Source organism: Campylobacter sp. BCW_6467 (assembly GCF_001762855.1).
In the GTDB taxonomy this organism is placed as follows: Bacteria; Campylobacterota; Campylobacteria; order Campylobacterales; family Campylobacteraceae; genus Campylobacter_D; species Campylobacter_D jejuni.
In genome coordinates, this window is the sequence record NZ_MJXP01000017.1 from 68,492 (window position 1) to 84,018 (window position 15,527).

Below are 15,527 nucleotides of genomic sequence, written 5' to 3' on the forward strand. Positions count from 1 at the left end.
GTTTAAAAGGAGATATAAATGAAAATAATGATTTTGGGTAGTGGTGCAAGAGAATATTCTATTGCTTTAGCCTTAAGAAGAGTAGACAAAAATTTAGAGTTTTATTTTGCTCCTGGAAATGGCGCTACCGAAAGTCTTGGAACAAATTTAAACCTAAAAGATCCAGTAGTTTTAGCAACCTATGCGAAAGAAAAAGGTTTTGATCTTTGTATAGTAGGAAGTGAAAGTTTTTTAGCTGAAGGTGTTGTAGATATTTTTAAACAACAAGGACTTGCTATTTTTGGGCCAAGTAAAGCTGCTGCAATGCTTGAAACCTCAAAATCTTTTATGAAAAGCTTTCTTAAAAAATACCGTATCAAAACAGCCAAATTTTTAAACACAAATGATATTGAAAAAGCAAAAAATTTTATACATAGTTTAACCCCTCCTATAGTAGTAAAAGCCGATGGACTTTGCGCAGGAAAAGGTGTTATCATAGCTAAGACTCATGAAGAAGCCATAGAAGAAACAGCTAAAATGCTGAGCGGAGAAAGCTTTGGAGATGCTGGAAAACTCGTTGTAATTGAAGAATTTTTAGATGGTTATGAATTAAGCATTTTTGCAGTATGTGATGGCAATGATTTTGTTTTACTTCCTGTAGCACAAGATCACAAAAAATTACTCGATAATGATCAAGGGCCAAATACTGGCGGAATGGGTGCTTACGCTCCTAGCTCTTTAGCGAATGAAAGCTTGCTTAGAAAAGTTCAAAAAGATATTATTTTACCGACTTTAGCAGGCATGAAAAAAGAAGGAGCGGAATTTTGTGGTGTTTTATTTATAGGCGCTATGATCGTTGGAAATAAACCTTATGTATTAGAATTTAATGTTCGCTTTGGCGATCCTGAATGTGAAGTTTTAATGCCTTTAATCGAAAATCCTTTGGAGCTTATTTTAGCTGCTACTCAAAGACGCTTAAGACACACAAAAATCAAAATCAAAAAAGAATTTGCAGTAGGGGTTGTATGCGCGAGTGAAAACTATCCTTACAAAAGTTCACCAAAAAGTGAAATTACTGTAAATAACATTCCTGAAAACTCTCATATCTCTTATGCTGGAGTAAGCCTAGAAGATGGCAAATTAATGGCTGATGGTGGAAGAGTTTTGGTTTGTGTTGGCACAGGAAAAAGTATAGAAGAAGCGCAAAAAAATGCTTATAAACTTTGTGATAATGTAAATTTCAAAGGAAAGCAATACAGAAAAGACATCGCTCATCAGGTTCTTAAATGAAAGAAAATTTACAAGACCGCTTAGAGCGTGAAAATCTAAAAATAGCAAGTTTTGGAAAAAGAGTTCTAGCTTTTTTAATCGATGATATGATTATTTCTTTGATTGTGTTTATCATTTTTTATGATCGTCTAATCCAAGCAAAAGATTTATTTGAAACAACTCAAATTATAGGAAATTTTTATCTTGGCTTCATCTTGCTTCATTTTAGTTATCAAGCAATTTTTACTTATCTTTATGGGGCAAGTTTGGGAAAAATATTATGCAAAATTATCATCTTGGATGAAAATCTTCTTGACAAACCCAATCTCATCCAAAGTTGCATCAGATCTGCCATAAGACAGGTTAGTGCTATGGTATTTATGCTTGGATTTGCTTGGGCTTTAAGTAATGATTTGCGCAAAGCTTGGGAGGATTATCTAGCAAGGACAATAGTAGTCGATGTGGCGTAAATTTTCCTTATTGCTAGGAACTAGCATAGCTTTAAGTGCAGCACAAGTTGATATTTACGCTCTTGATGCAAAAAAAGAAGGTGATATTCTTACTGCGAACAATGATGTTATTATTTTTTCTGATTTTTATTTCATCACTGCCAATAAAGCAATTTACAATGAAAAAACCGGAGATGTTGAGCTTTTTGGCGATGTTAACATCCTAAGAGGACAAAACGAAAGATCACATTCTGATTATGCTAAAATCAACCTAAATTCCAATCAAGCCGATTTTAGTAATTTTTTCTTTTCCAATAATAATCTTGAAGTATGGTTTCAAAGCAAAACAAGCCATCTAAATGATAAAGTCTTTGAAAGTAAAATTTCAGCAGTTTCAAGCTGCAATGTTGAAGATCCTGATTGGGAAATTCGTTTTTCAAAAGGCTGGCTTAACCGGGAAACCAATTTTGTTCATCTTTACAATGCAAGATTATATGTTAAAAATACCCCGGTTTTTTATCTACCTTATTTTGGATTTAGTGCTGATACTCATAGACAAAGCGGACTTTTAATCCCAAAAATCGTTTTAAAAAGTAGCGAAGGCTTATACTATGAACAACCTATTTATATTGCCACTCAAGAAAATTGGGATTTAGAACTTGATCCACAAATTCGAACAAACCGTGGTTTTGGACTTTATTCTACTTTAAGATTTCTTGATTCTCCATATTCAATAGGAGAATTAAATTTTGGTGCTTTTAGAGAAAATAGCTCCTATTTTCACGATGAAAATTTGAAAAACCAAACCCACTATGGAATAGAACTAAAATACTCAAGAGATGATTTAATCAAATCTTTACTCAGTGATAATTTTCAAGAAGGCCTATGGATAGATGCAACCTATCTCAACGATGTGGATTATTTAAATTTAGGAAGTAGAGATTATCGAGATCTTAACTCGCTTGTAACCTCCAAAATCAATTATTTTTTAGCCGATGAAAACAATTTTTATGGAGCTTATGCAAGATATTATATCGACACATCTAAACTTAGCAACAATACAACCTTGCAAGAATATCCAAGCTTTCAATATCATAGATTTTTAAATAACCTTTTTGATGAACGCTTGCGTTATTCATTTGATGCTTCATTTCATAATTTTTATCGACCTGCTGGTTCTTATGCAAATGAGTTAAATTTAGACTTGCCTATCTCGTATCACAATGCTTTTTTTGGAGACTTTTTACACTTTACTTTTACAGAAAGATTTTATGCTTCTTTTGTAAATTATAGCAACGATCCCGAAAGAAACCATGAGCATTATTTTAGAAACACTCATGATTTTAATCTCTACACCGATCTTTCAAAAGCTTATGAAAATTTCTTTCATACTTTAAATTTAGGAGTGAATTACATTTTACCAGGAGCAAAATCAGGTAAAATCACGCAAGATTATCTTGAAGAATACGACAAAGAAAACGAACATACAAGTCTTTATGCTGTGCAATATTTCTATAACAACGAAGGACAAAAAAAACTCAAACACAGATTTTCACTTGACTATCTCAATAAACAAAATAAATTCTATGAACTTGAAAATCTTTTAACTTATTATTTTAATGAAAACATCAATCTCAACAGCGAAGTGCTTTACTCTTATGAGCAAAGTCGCTTTACCAATGTCATCAGCCAAATAGAAGTCAATACAAATTCAAAATTTAATTGGATGTTTTCTCATGCTTATCAAAACGATGAGTATGGAAAATATAGCTTTATTGGCACAAGAGCAAATTATATTGCCACACCTAATTACAATTTATTTGGTGGAATTTGGTTTGATACTCAAAGAGCTCATGCAAACATGTGGGAACTTGGCTATACCTACCAAAGAAAATGTTGGAACTATTCTTTAATGTATAGAGAAAGAATCGATCCACAACTCACAAGTGGTGGTATCACAGCTAAAAATCAAAGCGGAGTTTATTTTATTTTCAACTTCTATCCTTTAGGAGGAGTAAAATACGATTTCTCTTTAGCAGAAAGTGAAAACAAAATTTAAAAAGGATGAAATTTGCTAAATATTTTAAAAAATTTTACGAATTTATTATCTGGTAAAAAAGGAAAAATAATGCAATACAGCATAGAAATTAACAAAAATACAGAAATATTTGATATAGATAAAGTCGCCAAACAAGCTGCTGGTGCTGTTTTAATGAGACAAGGCAAAAGCGTTGTTCTAGCTACAGTTGCAAGAGAAGAAAAACAAGTTGAAGAAGATTTTTTACCCCTAACCGTCCAATACATCGAAAAAGCTTATGCCGCGGGAAAAATCCCTGGTGGTTATGTCAAAAGAGAAACCAAGCCAAGCGATGCAGAAACCTTAACAGCACGTATTATCGATAGAAGCTTACGCCCTCTTTTTCCAAAAGGCTATGCTTATCCAACTCAAATCGTTGTGATGGTTCTCTCAGCTGATCCTAAAGTAGATTTGCAAGTAATGAGCTTAAATGCCGCAAGCGTAGCTCTTTATCTTAGTGATATACCTATGAAAGCTCCAGTATGTGGTGTTCGCATAGGAAAGATAGATGGAAATTTCATACTCAATCCAAACAATGAAGAGCTTCAAAATAGCACTCTAGATCTCTATGTAGCAGGTGTAAAAGATGAGCTTTTGATGATAGAAATGAGAGCCTTGCCTGATCAAAAAGAAAATGAAATTTTTATCGAAGCTCCTTATGCTGATGTTTTAACTCAAACCACTTCACAAAATATGAATGAACTTAGCGAAGATGAAATTTTAGAAGCTCTAAATTTAGCTCAAAAAGCTATATTAAATGGTTCAAATGCTTATGAAGAAGCCTTTAGCAAACACAAAAAAAATTCTCAAATCGAACTAAAAAATGAGATTGAACATCCTGAAATTTTAGCTTTTATAGAAAATAATTTCCAAAAACAAATCAAAGAAGCCATCAACCAAATGGCAAAAAGTGAAAGAGCAAGCGAACTAAATAAAATCGCTAAAGAAATTTTAAATCTTGAAATCGCTAAAGACTGGAGTGAAGAAAGTGTATTAAATACCTTAGCTAAAGTCAAACGCAAACTTATTCGTGAGCAAATTTTAAATGAAGGCAAAAGAGCTGATGGTAGAAGTTTAAACGAGGTTCGTCCTATCAGTATAGAAACCAATCTCTTGCCAAACGCTCATGGCTCTTGTCTTTTCACTCGTGGACAAACTCAAGCTCTAGTGGTTGCAACCTTAGGCGGAGAAAACGATGCTCAAATGATAGACTTGCTTACAGAAAAAAATCCTATAAGCGAACGCTTTATGGTAAATTATAATTTTCCAGGTTTTTCAGTAGGCGAAGCAAGTCCTATCAAAGCTCCAGGAAGAAGAGAGCTAGGACATGGAAATTTAGCCAAAAGAGCACTTTATCCAAGCATAGATGAAAACTATCCTTATGTAATCCGCTTAGTCAGTGAAATTTTAGAAAGCAATGGCTCAAGTTCTATGGCAACGGTTTGTGGCGGATCTTTAGCCCTAAAAGCAGCAGGAGTGCCAAGCTTAAAACTTGTTGCAGGAGTAGCCATGGGGCTTATCTTTGAAGATAGCAAATTTGCTGTTTTAACAGATATCATGGGACTTGAAGATCATGATGGGGATATGGACTTTAAAGTAGCAGGAAGCAAAGACGGCGTTACTGCTCTTCAAATGGATATAAAACTAGGCGGAATCGATCAAGAAACACTAAAACAAGCTTTATACCAAGCCAAAGAAGGAAGAATTCACATCCTAAATATCATGGAAGAAGCTGCCAAAGAAATCGTAGTCAATGAAGAAGTTTTACCTAAACTTGAGCTTTTTAGCGTTGATCCTTCAAAAATCGTTGATATCATAGGGCAAGCTGGAAAAACCATCAAAGAAATCATAGAAAAATTTGGCGTTTCTATAGACTTAGATCGCGAAAAAGGTGAAGTAAAAATAGCAGGTAATCAAAACGAGCAAATCAAAGCCGCAAAAGACTACATCATAAATATCACAAGCTCTCAAAAAGGAACTAAAAAAGGCTCTAAAGACAAAGATATATCAGACTTTGAACTTGGGCAAGAATTTCAAGGTATTGTTAAAAAAATCGCTCCTTTTGGAGCCTTTGTGGAACTTAAAAATGGTGTTGATGGTTTATTGCATAGTTCAAAAAGCAAGCATCTTAATTTAAGCGAAAACCAAAGCTTAAAAGTTAAAATCAGCGAAATTAAAAACGGAAAAATTTCTGTGGATTTGTGCGAGTGAGTGAATTTCTAACTCACCCTTTTGAGCCTTTTTTTGACAAGGATTCTAAAATCTTAATTTTGGGCTCTTTTCCTTCTATCAAATCAAGACAAGACGGCTTTTATTATCAACACCCAAGAAATCGTTTTTGGCCTATACTAGAAACACTTTTTGATGTAAAATTAGAAAATATCACAGAACAACAAGCCTTTTTAAGAAAAAAACATATCGCTCTTTGGGATGTACTTCAAAGTTGCAAGATAAAAAATTCAGATGATAAAACCATAAGCTATGCAAAAGCCAATGATTTAAACCTGATCCTTTCTCAAGCCAAAATCCAAGCCATTTTTACCACCGGACAAAGTGCTTATAAATTTTTTACTAAATTTCACTCTCATTTAAAAGCCATAGCCCTACCCTCAACTTCTCCTGCAAATTTAAATTTTTCTTTTGAACAGCTTTTACAAAACTATGAAATAATCAAAAAATTTACAAAATAGCAAACTAAGCATCGCCCAAGCAAGAAAAGAAAAAAAGCTAGTTTACATCTAACTTTTGTGTGTTATCCTTAAATTCAAATTCCACTCTCTTAGCTCCAAAACCTTTAGCAATTGCTTCTAAAGTATCCTTAGCGCTTTTATGAATTTTGCTTTCTAAATTTTGGATAAGATTTAAAGACAAGTCTTTAACCTCATCTTTGGCTTCTTTTATGAGTTTGTTTTTATCACTTTCGCTAAAACTAATCCCCGTACTATTGATAGAATCAGGTAGTAAAAAAGGTAAAAATTTAGCATTTTTTTCATCATAAAATTTCATATCTATGATGCTGTGTTTATATCTACACTCTGGCATGATGATCTTATAAGCATCGTCCCCTAAAGGCAAAATATCAAAGTTTTTATCCCTTAAATCATACAAGAAAGTGATCTCAAATTCAAAAATCAAAGCAATCTGTCTTTCACTCAAAGACCATCCTAAAAGATTTTTCCAAATTCCATTAAAAGCGCTATCTTTTTTAGTGACAATCTCTTTACTAAAAACTTGAAAAACACTTAATTCTCCTATGGATTTAAGCTGCATGATATCGCTAAAACTTTGCGTGCTTTTTTCTTCTATTTTAGGGCTTTTATACTGCCTAAAAAGCACTACAAACAAAAGTACAAGTAAAATCACCGCTAAAACAAATAAAATCATTTCCATTCTAAACCTTTCTAAATTTATAAACCTTGATTTGAAAAGATATATTTTTTCTCAAACGCTAAGAAAATAAAAGCATTAATGATAAAAATCAAACACACAAAAGTAAAAACAAATTCCACACTAAAATGTGAAGCCATAATCCCTCCGCCAAAAGCTCCACAAAAATTTCCCAAAAATTGACAAGTTTGATTAAAACCAAAAATCACACTTAAATTTTTAGCACTCACACTTTTTTTAAGCAAGGCATTCACACAAGGCAAAAGCCCTCCAAGTCCTACACCTATAAGCAAACGCACGAAAATAAGCGTATAAACATTACTTGCTACAGCCTGCAAGTAAAAGCAAATTCCACAAAATATCAAAGCTATCAAAATAATCTTACTAGGCCCTATCTTATCGGCGATTTTTCCAAGTTTTGGTGCGAAAAAAAGATTGCTAATCCCACTTGCAGCCACCACTATACCTGCCCAAAGAGCCAAATTTCCACCTTGATGAATTTGCTCAACATAGATACTTAAAATCGGCATCACTCCAAAAGTACCAAATTGTATCACAAAAGTAGTGATAAAAAGAACGATGATAAGGGTTTTGTTTTCTTTTACTTTTTGGGTATTTTTCTTCGCCTCTTTTTGAATTTTTCTCTCATGGATGAAAAAATAAATCGTCACAAAAGAACAAGCGATCAAAAAAGCCACCACATCAAAAACCGCACTAATGCTAAAAAATTCAGCCACAAAGCCACCAAACAAAGGCCCAAGCAAACTTCCACTTATAGAAGCCGTAGAAAGAGTTCCTAAAGCATAAGCCACTTTTTCTTTAGGTGCTATCACAGCGATAAACACAACAGCAGCAGAAGTAAAACCTGAAATTATCCCTGTTAAACCTCGCACAAAAACCACTTCTAAAGCACTATGAGCAAAACTGAGCCATAAGGTTAAAACCGACATCCCAAAACTTGCACGAAGAAGCATATTTTTATAACCATACTTTGCACCCAAAAAAGCCCATAAAGGCGAAAAAACAGCCATAAAAAGCGGAGTGATCCCAAAAGCAAGTCCTGAATAAAACGCTATTTCACTCGTATTAACATGTCCTAGCTCTTTGATATAAAAAGGCAAAATCGGAGCGATTTGACTAAGCCCCATACTTGTGGTAAAAACACCAAACCAACACACAAGCAAAGTTCTATTGAAATTTTCCATGGATTTATTGTATGATATTTTTTATAATTTTTAATTAAAACTCAAGGATAAAAATGAAAAAAATACTCTTTATATGCTTAGGCAATATATGCCGTTCACCTATGGCAGAATTTATCATGAAAGATCTTGTCAAAAAAGCAAATTTAGAAAAAGAATTTTTTATAAGCAGTGCTGGAACTTCAGGAGAACACGATGGAGAAGGTATGCACTATGGTACCAAAAACAAGCTTGCCCAACTTAACATAGAACACAAAAATTTCATAAGCAAAAAACTCACTCAAAAGCTTTGCGATGAAAGCGATTTTTTAATCACCATGGACAATTCCAACTTCAAAAATGTTTTAAAAAACTTCACCAACACCCAAAACAAAGTTTTAAAAATCACTGATTTTAGTCCTAGTCTAAACTATAATGAAGTCCCTGATCCTTGGTATAGTGGGAATTTTGATGAAACTTATAAAATTTTATCCCTAGCTTGTAAAAATTTACTTGTTTTTTTATCAAAATAATTTAAAACAACTATACATTACTTCTCGTTTACTTTTTAGACTTATACTTCTAAACGAACCGAAAAACATTCATAAGAAAAACTCCTTAAAATTACACGCCTAGCTTAAATCCCTTTAGCTAGGCTTTTCTTTAGATGTTTTTATCCTTCAGATTTAAAATTTTTACTATTTTAAGTGCTTCTTAAGAAAAAACTCCAAATTTATGTGCTACAATTACGATGTTTTATTAATTTTTGACAAGGAGAATTCTCATGAAACTAGTTAAACTTAGTTTAGTTGCAGCTCTTGCTGCAGGTGCTTTTTCAGCAGCTAACGCTACTCCACTTGAAGAAGCGATCAAAGATATCGATGTATCTGGAGTATTAAGATACAGATATGAAAGTAGCAATCCATGGAGCAATGATAATTATGGTTCTGGTATTTCTGGTAAACAAGATCATAAATACAGAGCACAAGTTAACTTTAATGCCGCTATAGCTGATAACTTCAAAGCTTTTGTTCAATTTGACTATAATTCGAAAGATGGTGGTTATGGTGAAAATAGCATCAGCAACACAAGTGATACCTTAAGTGTTCGCCAATTATATTTAACTTATACAAATGAAGATGTTGCAACAAGCGTAATCGCTGGTAAACAACAACTAAACACTATCTGGACTGATAATGGAGTTGATGGTTTAGTGGGAACAGGTATTAAAGTAGTAAACAACAGCATCGATGGTTTAACTCTAGCTGCTTTTGCAGTAGATAGTTTCAACGAAGCTTCAGACTCTACTGTAACAATCACTCAAGATCCTATAAGTATGAAAATTACAGGAGTTGAATTCAACCATGGAAATCCTCAAGGTGATAGCGATACAAGTGGTGCTTTAAACTGGGGTAAAAATCTTTATGGTGCTGCAGCTATCGGCTCTTATGATATCGCTGGCGGACAATTCAACCCACAATTATGGTTAGCTTATATGAGTGATAATGCATTCTTATATGCTTTAGATGCAGCTTATAGCACAACTATCTTTGATGGAATCAACTGGACTCTTGAAGGAGCTTACCTAGGAAATTCCTTGGATAGCAAACTTAAAAATGCACTTTCAAATCAAGCAGCTAACGGTAATTTCTTCGCTTTAAGAGGTAGTGTTGAATTAAATGGTTGGGATGCTAGCCTTGGTGGTTTATACTATGGTAAAAAAGATAAAGTTACTTTAACCACAATTGAAGATCAAGGTAATCTTGGCTCTTTGCTTGCAGGTGAAGAAATTTTCTATACTAATGGTTCTAATTTAAATGGCGATATTGGTAGAAATATCTTTGGTTATGTAACTGCTGGATATACTTTTAATGAAACAGTTCGCGTTGGTGCTGACTTTGTATACGGTGGAACAAAAACAGGGGAAATTGGCAATGGTGGTAAGAAACTTGAAGCTGTTGCAAGAGTAGATTACAAATACTCTCCAAAACTTAACTTCTCAGCATTCTACTCTTATGTAAATGTTAATACAGATCCTGAAAGCACTCATCACGATGCTGTAAGACTTCAAGCTCTTTACAAATTCTAAGGGGTTTTCAAGTTTAACTTTAAGGCGGGGTTTTACCCCGCCTTTTTTTATGCCTGATTTTTAAAACTTAAATTTATATAAAAAAAGATTTTCCCAAGCTAAAAAGCTTTAGGAAAATTAGGACTTAAACCAATTAGCGATTTTTTCAAAAAGCCCTTTTTGCTCTTGATGCATACCATCTTTGATACCAAAACTTTCACTTAGTTTTTCTAAAAGTTCTTTTTGTTCATCGTTTAAAGAAGTTGGGAATTTGATAGAAATTTGAACGATTTGATTTCCTATGCGAGAACTATGAACATCTTTTACTCCTTCTTTTTCAAGAACAAATCTTTGCCCATCTTTAGCACCCTTTGGTAAATTTAAACTTGCTTCACCGCGTATGGTAGGTACTTTTATACTCTCTCCTAAGATAGCTTGAGTAAAAAACACTGGAAATTCTATATATATATCGTCATCATCTCTGATAAAAGTATCATCTTCGGCAGCAATGATCTTAACATACATATCCCCTCTAGTGCCATTTTTTAAGATATTGCCTTTAGCATTGACACGAAGTTTCATACCTGTATCTACACCTTCTGGGATATTAAGTTCTACACTATCTTTGCTTTCATTATAACCTAAACCTTTACAATCGCTACATTTTTCACTAGCCTTTTCTCCACTTCCTTGACAATCAGGGCAAGTTTGTGCAAAAGTGATAAAACCTTGAGAAATTCCAACCTGTCCTCTACCTTGACACTTTGGACAAGTTTGAAGTTTTCCATCTTTAGCCCCTGTTCCATTACAAGTTTTACAAGAACATTTATAAGTAAAATCTATATTTTTCTTGCAACCAAAAACCGCTTCTTTAAAACTTAATTTTAAATTAACGATAAAATCGGAAGGGATTTTCTCATCATTTGAACTCTTTCTACGACGCGATGATGAGCCAAAGCCTTCTCCAAAAAAACTAGAAAATATATCTCCTAAATCCTCAAAACCACCAAAACCTGAGCTATTAGAACCAAATCCACCGCCTTTTAAAGCATCTTTTCCATATCTATCATAAATAGCTCGCTTTTCATCATTGCTTAAAACTTCATAGGCTTCATTAACAAGCTTGAATTTATCTTCTGCTTCTTTATCGCCTTGGTTTCTATCGGGATGGTATTTTAAAGCCATTTTTCTATAGGCTTTTTTTATGGTTTCTTTATCAGCACTTTGCGTGATTTCAAGAATTTCATAATAACTTATTTCCACATTATTCCTTTAAAAAATTTAAAATTTTGCTAGAATTTTAATCTTAAAAATTCAAAAATCTAATTTTAGCAAAAATAAAATCAATAATTTATCAAATTTTAAATAAAATTATGCAAATATTATAAATCTTAGATAAAATTTAAAGGATACTAAAATGATTAATGTGTTGATGATAGAAGATGATCCTGATTTTGCGCAATTATTATCTGAGTATTTAGCGCAGTTTAATATTAAAATCACAAATTTTGAAAATCCTAAAAGCGCCTTAAATGTAGGCGTTCAAGGCTATGATTGCCTAATCTTGGATTTAACTTTACCAGGAATTGATGGTCTTGAAGTTTGTAGAGAAATCAGACAAAAAAGCAATATTCCCATTATTATCTCATCAGCTAGAGGCGACTTAAGCGATAAGGTTGTAGGGCTTCAAATTGGTGCTGATGATTACCTACCAAAGCCTTACGATCCAAAAGAAATGTATGCAAGGATTATGAGTCTTATTCGTCGCACAAAAAGAGTTGAACACGCAAATAATGAAAATATTAATTCTGCTTTCAAAATCGATGAGAGAAGGCATGAGATCACCTATGAAGATAAGGTTTTAACACTTACTCCTGCTGAGTTTGAAATTTTAGAATACCTTATCCAGCAGCACGGATATAGCGTTTCAAGAGAACAGCTTGTAAGTCGCTGTAAAAATCTAAAAGATAAAGATTCTAAAAGTCTTGATGTTATCATTGGTCGATTAAGAGTAAAAATAGGAGATAGTTCAAAATCTCCAAAACATATTTTTTCTGTTAGAGGTATAGGATATAAACTAATAGGATGACAAAAAATTATTCTATTTATACCAAGCTAATTATTTTATTTGTTGTTACTTTTTTCTTAGTTTGTGTGCTTTTTATCGTTCTTTTGAAAATAGAAGGAAGTGCTTACAACGAAGAAGAAAGTTTAAAACAAGAAAATCTTATAAAAAATTTACTCATCTCCTATGAAAACACTTCAGGTGCTAAAATAGGATCCTATCTTGAAAATAGCGGTTTTAATACTATACAAAATCCCTATCTTGTAAAAAGCATAAGAAATAATGGACAATCACTTTTTAAAGCAAATGGAGAATTTTGCACCCTTTCTTCTTTAAAATATCATAGCAATCTTTATTTTGATGTTCAATGTAAAGATTTTGATGGCTTATATGAAGAAAATACTAGCGATAGAGTTTATAATCTTTTATTAATAGGATTTTTTTCTTTTTCTTTGTTGGTTGTTTTTATGTATTTTTCGGTATTAAAATCTTTAGAACCTTTAAAAAAATTAAGAAGGCAAGTTGCTAAAGTTGCAAATGGGGAGCAACCTGATTTTTTAGATTATCAAGAAGATGAAGTAGGAAAAATCGCCTTTGAATTTCAAAAAGCTTTTAAAAAAAATCAAGAATTAATCCAATCAAGACAACTTTTCCTAAGAACAATCATGCATGAGTTAAAAACCCCTATAGGAAAAGGGAGAATTATTTCTGAAATGATCAAAGAAGACAGACAAAAAGAAAGACTTATCGCTATATTTTTACGTATGGATTCTTTGATCAATGAATTTGCCAAAATCGAAAATTTATTTTCAAAAAACTACAACTTACACTTTAAACCTAGTCGTTTTAGCACTATACTTGAGGAAGCTAAAGAACACCTTATGAGAGATGATTTTAATAAAGTTGTAAAAGTCGATATCAGAGATGATGCTTTAATCAATGTTGATATGGAAATTTTCTCTGTAATTTTAAAAAATCTTATCGATAATGCCTTAAAATACTCAAACAATGGCACTTGTGAGCTTTTTTGTTGTAAAGAATGTTTTACCATTAAAAATCCAGGCAAGCCTTTAGCAGAGCCTATAGAACATTATCTTGAAGCTTTCGCAAGAGAAAAACACAATCAGGTCAAAGGTATGGGACTAGGACTTTATATAGTTTCAGAGGTATGTAAACTGCATAATTTTGATTTGATTTATTTTTATGATGATGGAAAGCATTGCTTTAAAATTTTCTTTGGAGATAAAGAAAAATAATGGCAAAAGGCCTAGAAAAATTCAACGAACTTGTTGAAAGTTTTGCAAATTTACCTACCATAGGGAAAAAAACCGCCATAAGGCTTGCTTATCACCTTTGCATAAATAATCAAATCGATGGTATGAAACTCGCACACAATATAGAAAATGCTATCCGCTTTATAAAACCTTGTGAGCAATGCGGTGCTTTAAGCGAAAATGAGCTTTGCGAAATTTGCAGTGATGAAGAAAGAAATAAAAACATTTTATGTATAGTTGAAAGTCCAAAAGATATACTAACGCTCGAAGAGAGTCAAAGTTACAATGGGCTATATTTTGTTTTAGATGAGTTAAATGAAGAAAAACTTGAAAAACTAAAGCAAATCATACTTAAGCTAAATATCTCTGAGCTCATTTTTGCATTGACACATAGCATTAATTCTGATGCAACTATCTTTTTTATAGAAGATAAATTTAAAGATTTAAACCTAACTTTTAGTAAAATCGCTCAAGGAATTCCAAGTGGTGTAAATTTAGAAAATGTGGATTTAATCTCTTTAAATAAAGCTATGAATTTTAGAACAAAAATTTAGAAATTTTTATAAGAAATATCGGCTAATTCTTGCAAAGAAAAATCCGCAATCTTTTCATAAATAAAACCTTCCTTGCTTAAAAAATCAAGTAAAGTTTTTTCCATGATTTTAGCCCCTTGTATAAGCTCATCTGAGAGCTTAAAACTCATCGCTTCAATACGCTTTGGCACACAAGCTAAGATGTGTGTTTTAGGCAAATCTCCTGCAAGTTCCATATATTGTAAGGTTTGAAGCATTTCTATTTCATGAGCACTTCCACTCCAGCTAATTTTATTAGGCATAGCATCATAAGGAAAGAAAAATACATCTCCTATACTCGCATCTTGCGCTTCTATGCAGTCTAAAACGATAAGTCTATCGTACCTAGCGATGATATAGCTAAGTTGCAAAGCCAAAGTTCCACCATCAATAAAATCTAAAGTAAATTTAGGATGAGTAAATTTGTAGTTTTTTTCAAGTTGTTTGCAAAGATGAACGCCTAAGCCTTCATCTGCAAACATGATATTGCCTATTCCAAGGACTAAGAATTTCAATGCTTTTCTTCTTTTACAAATTTATATCCGCTAATAATAGCATCCATAGCACCATCTTTACCTTTTACTGCGTTAAAAATCGCCATGTAAATATGTACTGGTACAAAAATCATAATCACCCACATCAAAATTCTATGATAAGTTCTTACATCAGCCAAACCGCCCATTGCAGCTTCAAGTGGTCTTAAAATATGATATAAAAGCCCACCTAAGCCCTCATGGTAAGTATGAGTATAAAGAATAAGCCCTGTAAGAATGATACCTAGCATCACAAGATAAAAGAAAAAATAAGTTACAAATTGCAAAGGATTATAAACCCCTTTTAAATGTGGATGTTTTCCTAAGAAAATGTAAAATTTTACTTGTTCTATCCATAATTTGATATTAAAAATATCCCATGCACTTCTGCGTTCTTTTGCACTTACCTTATCGCAAAAAAACAAATACACCTTAAAAATAATACAAGCGATTAAAACAAAACCCACCGCTTGATGTACTAAACGGTATTTTGCTTGCATAAAATTTACAGGTTCGCCGTTACTAATAGGACTTTGAAACACATAAGAAAGATAATACCCTGTGCCAATAAGAATCACTATAGCAATAGCTCTTATCCAGTGTGTTAAACGCAAACCTATGCTAAATTCATATTCAGCTTTTCTTTGCAATTTTTCTTCTTTGTTTTGCATGA

15 protein-coding genes are annotated in these 15,527 nt (G+C 32.7%); 10 read left to right on the top strand and 5 right to left on the bottom strand.

The window, feature by feature from the left end; genetic code table 11:
• Positions 1-18: 18 nt before the first annotated feature.
• The 5 genes from purD to AJ888_RS01815 all read left to right on the top strand — a co-directional run bounded on the left by purD (position 19) and on the right by AJ888_RS01815 (position 6,464).
• Positions 19-1,269, top strand: coding sequence for a phosphoribosylamine--glycine ligase (purD, locus tag AJ888_RS01795; RefSeq protein WP_002861945.1), 1,251 nt, complete (start codon positions 19-21; stop codon positions 1,267-1,269).
• Positions 1,266-1,718: an RDD family protein gene (locus AJ888_RS01800; RefSeq protein ID WP_002861946.1), complete on the top strand. Its 453-nt coding sequence runs from the start codon at positions 1,266-1,268 to the stop codon at positions 1,716-1,718. The genes purD and AJ888_RS01800 overlap by 4 nt, the downstream gene beginning before the upstream one ends.
• A complete protein-coding gene (locus AJ888_RS01805; protein ID WP_002861947.1) occupies positions 1,708-3,756 on the top strand; it encodes an LPS-assembly protein LptD in 2,049 nt (682 codons plus the stop codon). The genes AJ888_RS01800 and AJ888_RS01805 overlap by 11 nt, the downstream gene beginning before the upstream one ends.
• Positions 3,757-3,825: 69 nt before the next feature.
• Positions 3,826-5,985 (top strand): polyribonucleotide nucleotidyltransferase, encoded by a 2,160-nt coding sequence (locus AJ888_RS01810; protein ID WP_002861948.1) that lies wholly within the window; start codon positions 3,826-3,828, stop codon positions 5,983-5,985.
• Positions 5,982-6,464, top strand: a complete 483-nt coding sequence (locus AJ888_RS01815; protein ID WP_002861949.1) for a DNA-deoxyinosine glycosylase — start codon at positions 5,982-5,984, stop codon at positions 6,462-6,464. The genes AJ888_RS01810 and AJ888_RS01815 overlap by 4 nt, the downstream gene beginning before the upstream one ends.
• A 37-nt stretch (positions 6,465-6,501) precedes the next feature.
• On the opposite strand, the gene AJ888_RS01820 is transcribed toward AJ888_RS01815, so the two are convergent.
• Together AJ888_RS01820 and AJ888_RS01825 are read right to left on the bottom strand one after the other, a co-directional pair.
• On the bottom strand, positions 6,502-7,164 hold the full coding sequence (locus AJ888_RS01820) for a DUF4230 domain-containing protein (RefSeq protein WP_002861950.1): 663 nt from the start codon (positions 7,162-7,164) through the stop codon (positions 6,502-6,504).
• A 17-nt stretch (positions 7,165-7,181) separates the two neighbouring features.
• Positions 7,182-8,366 carry an MFS transporter gene (locus AJ888_RS01825; RefSeq protein WP_002861951.1) on the bottom strand — a complete coding sequence of 395 codons (1,185 nt, stop codon included), beginning with the start codon at positions 8,364-8,366 and terminating at the stop codon, positions 7,182-7,184.
• Positions 8,367-8,419: 53 nt separating this feature from the next.
• Here AJ888_RS01825 and AJ888_RS01830 point away from each other — a divergent pair, with 53 nt between their 5' ends.
• A complete protein-coding gene (locus tag AJ888_RS01830) occupies positions 8,420-8,875 on the top strand; it encodes a low molecular weight protein-tyrosine-phosphatase (protein ID WP_002861952.1) in 456 nt (151 codons plus the stop codon).
• Between the two features lie 251 nt (positions 8,876-9,126).
• Positions 9,127-10,431: a major outer membrane protein gene (locus AJ888_RS01835; protein WP_070296105.1), complete on the top strand. Its 1,305-nt coding sequence runs from the start codon at positions 9,127-9,129 to the stop codon at positions 10,429-10,431.
• A gap of 117 nt (positions 10,432-10,548) precedes the next feature.
• On the opposite strand, the gene dnaJ is transcribed toward AJ888_RS01835, so the two are convergent.
• Positions 10,549-11,673 carry a molecular chaperone DnaJ gene (gene dnaJ / locus AJ888_RS01840; protein ID WP_002861954.1) on the bottom strand — a complete coding sequence of 375 codons (1,125 nt, stop codon included), beginning with the start codon at positions 11,671-11,673 and terminating at the stop codon, positions 10,549-10,551.
• Between the two features lie 154 nt (positions 11,674-11,827).
• On the opposite strand from dnaJ, the gene AJ888_RS01845 reads away from it, so the two are divergent.
• Genes AJ888_RS01845 through recR form a run of 3 tightly spaced genes read left to right on the top strand, consistent with a single transcriptional unit; the run spans position 11,828 to position 14,303 of the window.
• Entirely contained in the window at positions 11,828-12,499 is a 672-nt protein-coding gene (locus AJ888_RS01845) for a response regulator transcription factor (RefSeq protein ID WP_002861955.1), read from the top strand.
• A complete protein-coding gene (locus AJ888_RS01850) occupies positions 12,496-13,731 on the top strand; it encodes an ArsS family sensor histidine kinase (protein ID WP_002861956.1) in 1,236 nt (411 codons plus the stop codon). Before AJ888_RS01845 ends, AJ888_RS01850 begins: the two co-directional genes overlap by 4 nt.
• On the top strand, positions 13,731-14,303 hold the full coding sequence (gene recR, locus AJ888_RS01855) for a recombination mediator RecR (RefSeq protein ID WP_002861957.1): 573 nt from the start codon (positions 13,731-13,733) through the stop codon (positions 14,301-14,303). Before AJ888_RS01850 ends, recR begins: the two co-directional genes overlap by 1 nt.
• On the opposite strand, the gene AJ888_RS01860 is transcribed toward recR, so the two are convergent.
• Together AJ888_RS01860 and cybH are read right to left on the bottom strand one after the other, a co-directional pair.
• Positions 14,300-14,836: a HyaD/HybD family hydrogenase maturation endopeptidase gene (locus tag AJ888_RS01860; protein WP_032603353.1), complete on the bottom strand. Its 537-nt coding sequence runs from the start codon at positions 14,834-14,836 to the stop codon at positions 14,300-14,302. The genes recR and AJ888_RS01860 overlap by 4 nt on opposite strands.
• Complete coding sequence (cybH, locus tag AJ888_RS01865; protein WP_002861959.1) at positions 14,833-15,525, bottom strand: Ni/Fe-hydrogenase, b-type cytochrome subunit; 693 nt, start codon at positions 15,523-15,525, stop codon at positions 14,833-14,835. The genes AJ888_RS01860 and cybH overlap by 4 nt, the downstream gene beginning before the upstream one ends.
• Positions 15,526-15,527 lie beyond the last annotated feature (2 nt).

Coding starts and splice junctions, on each gene's coding strand:
- cybH (WP_002861959.1), bottom strand. CDS start 15,525: ATGCAAAACAAAGAAGAAAAATTGCAAAGAAAAGCTGAATATGAATTT.
- AJ888_RS01845 (WP_002861955.1), top strand. CDS start 11,828: ATGATTAATGTGTTGATGATAGAAGATGATCCTGATTTTGCGCAATTA.
- AJ888_RS01825 (WP_002861951.1), bottom strand. CDS start 8,366: ATGGAAAATTTCAATAGAACTTTGCTTGTGTGTTGGTTTGGTGTTTTT.
- AJ888_RS01850 (WP_002861956.1), top strand. CDS start 12,496: ATGACAAAAAATTATTCTATTTATACCAAGCTAATTATTTTATTTGTT.
- AJ888_RS01820 (WP_002861950.1), bottom strand. CDS start 7,164: ATGGAAATGATTTTATTTGTTTTAGCGGTGATTTTACTTGTACTTTTG.
- AJ888_RS01830 (WP_002861952.1), top strand. CDS start 8,420: ATGAAAAAAATACTCTTTATATGCTTAGGCAATATATGCCGTTCACCT.
- AJ888_RS01800 (WP_002861946.1), top strand. CDS start 1,266: ATGAAAGAAAATTTACAAGACCGCTTAGAGCGTGAAAATCTAAAAATA.
- AJ888_RS01805 (WP_002861947.1), top strand. CDS start 1,708: ATGTGGCGTAAATTTTCCTTATTGCTAGGAACTAGCATAGCTTTAAGT.
- AJ888_RS01835 (WP_070296105.1), top strand. CDS start 9,127: ATGAAACTAGTTAAACTTAGTTTAGTTGCAGCTCTTGCTGCAGGTGCT.
- recR (WP_002861957.1), top strand. CDS start 13,731: ATGGCAAAAGGCCTAGAAAAATTCAACGAACTTGTTGAAAGTTTTGCA.
- purD (WP_002861945.1), top strand. CDS start 19: ATGAAAATAATGATTTTGGGTAGTGGTGCAAGAGAATATTCTATTGCT.
- AJ888_RS01810 (WP_002861948.1), top strand. CDS start 3,826: ATGCAATACAGCATAGAAATTAACAAAAATACAGAAATATTTGATATA.